Genomic DNA, 2302 nt, shown 5'->3' with positions numbered 1-2302 from the left:
AAATCGACCGAGGCCTATGATCGCCTGCTGGTCGCGGGCGATCCGCACGCGCCGTCGCCCTACCGCGCAATTGCCGCTCTTCAGCACCTGCCGGCCTTCTACGAGGCCTTCGGCATCGAGGAAGGCGATCTGATGTGGCTGCCGCCCGAGGAAAGGATCACCGCCTGGTGATCCACCGGCCAAGGTCCGGGTCCGGGGCGCCCACCGCGCAGCGAGCCCGGGACAAATCGCACCGGTTTCGCGGCCCCGGGCACCATGCGCGAACGCTCTGACGGCAATTGCGCCTTCCCTCCCTGACTTGCCCACATCCTCCTGACGTTGCGGCAGGTCGCCTATCACCAGAGGTAGGGCAGCTTGGGAAGGATACATCATCCTCGTAGGTATCCCCCCCCCTCCATCCTCCTCCCTGACGGACCAGAGGACAGCCTGACCGCACACGCCAAATAACCCCGTCACCATGCTCAGAGCATGTGGGAGAACGTCAGCAAAACAGGGGGCGGAAAGTGGGGCACTTACGGGGGCATTTCTACCGCCCTCGGGCCGGAAGTCTCGTAACTTCGGTATGTTAGGTGTGATGTCCGGTTAAGATTGGAATCTGACACGTTATTAAGCGATTGATCCAGAATCTTTTTCCATTGGGGCATCACCACCAACTTGGAACATCTTCCGGGGAAGACTGGATCCTCCGCGCTATGGCTCCTCAAAGCCCATGAGACTGTGGCTCAGATCGCAGTCTTGCCCGAATAACACTGACTGGGTGCAAACGTGGATCAAAGCCCCTGACAGGGTACCTCGCGCAGCCGAGCACCTCCCCCTATCGTATGCCTTCGCCCTGCCGCGCAAGCGACAGGGCGAGATTTCACTTGTATTCACGTTGGATAAGGCGGACAGGTCTCTAGACCTGATGAGCACGGGACCAACCTAGTAGTGCCCACGGAAGCCTTTGAAGTTTAGAGGCTTAGAACGTTCTCCCGGTCGTACACCCGTGCATCGCTTCCCGAAATCACGGGGCTAAGCTGCGAAGCTCTGACCAGTGCCGTCACTTCTCTGGGCGTTAACCCGAGGTGTTGGGCAGCAGTCTTTGGCGTTTGGAACCTCTCTAGAAAGGCCTCGTAATCGTCGCAGGTTATGAACTCCGCGGCGTTTCGAAGCCCATTGGGTCGCCGACGATCTACACGGAGCAATCCAGCTGCAACTACTTGGCGAAGTTCTCGGCTGCTTAGGGCCAAACGCTTACGAACCTCCTCCAGTGTCAAATCGGCACGCTGGTGACGGCGTATCGCGGCAAGCAGCTCCTTATGGCTAACTCTAAGCCCAGCCAATCCGATCTCGGTCTTGTCAATGTAGGAACCGGGCAACTCTCCCTTCTCGAGATAGCGGAGGATTTGGCCTGCCGGGCACCGCAGCACGAAGGATGCGTGCGGAAGACTGATCATGTCGTCTCGGATGGCATGTCCGGGTTGAAGGATTGCCCGGGCTTCAACTCGTTTGAGGAGATCATCCAGCGCGTCAGCGCTGAACCGTGGTTTCTTGAAGGCAATGGTCGGAATGGGCTTGATCACCCTTTCCGACACAAGGCCGTCGAACATGGTGGCCCCGATACCCAGAATGTTGGCGCTCTGTTCCGCGCCGACGCTGGCGACCAGCGCAGCGACGTGCGTTGAGCATGCCCTAAGGCGGGTCCTAACGTCGAGTCCATCCGGAACGCCTCCGTCGGGCAAGTAACCATCAATTTCTAAGGCGCGTCGCACCCATTTTCGGGAGCGGTCTGTGGTTTCCGCGATTTTCTTGATGCACGCATCGACCTGCACTTCGGAGGGGGCGTATTGGTGTCTGGACAATAGGCAGTAGTCGCCTTGGTCTTTGATGAGGCCAAGCATGATCTCGCGAAACGCCTGCCGCTCTTTCTGCATCGAGGCCTGAAGCGCCCAGCCATGAAACCATGTTTTGCTGAGCCGCGTCGAATGTCGTCCGAGCGCTTCATCGACCTCATCGACCAGCTTCCCGTGCCCGGCACGGGTGACCGAGAAGCCCAGATCAATAAGTTCGCGCCGTCTTGTGAGCGGTGAGGCATCGGGGCGTAAAGTACCTTCGGCAAGAAACGCGCCCAGTCCCAGGCTCCAACGTTCCAGGGTGTCGATCTGGATATCAGGCAACCAGTCGACCATCTGGGTCTTCTGCTCAAGCCGCTCGAGAGCAGCTTTTTCAAAAACCGACAAGGCTTGTGTCAACGGCGGAGCAAAAACCGGCCACGGGGCGGCGCAAAAGCAGGCCACTTTCTTGCGCGCTTGAGCCCGCCGGG

General features: G+C 59.1%; 2 protein-coding genes. One reads left to right on the top strand and one right to left on the bottom strand.

Translation table 11 applies throughout. The annotated features are described in order from the left end of the window. Positions 1-24 precede the first annotated feature (24 nt). Positions 25-171 carry a M13-type metalloendopeptidase gene (locus G0Q01_RS27455; protein WP_370526791.1) on the top strand — a complete coding sequence of 49 codons (147 nt, stop codon included), beginning with the start codon at positions 25-27 and terminating at the stop codon, positions 169-171. 779 nt (positions 172-950) lie between these two features. Here G0Q01_RS27455 and G0Q01_RS23490 read toward each other — a convergent pair. Then, positions 951-2302 (bottom strand): hypothetical protein (locus G0Q01_RS23490; RefSeq protein WP_164213917.1); only part of this gene is annotated, 1352 nt, incomplete at its 5' end.

The organism is Salipiger sp. PrR007 (assembly GCF_010499845.1).
GTDB classification, from domain to species: domain Bacteria; phylum Pseudomonadota; class Alphaproteobacteria; order Rhodobacterales; family Rhodobacteraceae; genus Salipiger; species Salipiger pacificus_A.
The sequence above is the reverse complement of the archived record's forward strand: the minus strand, read 5'-3'. Positions and strand labels throughout refer to the sequence as shown.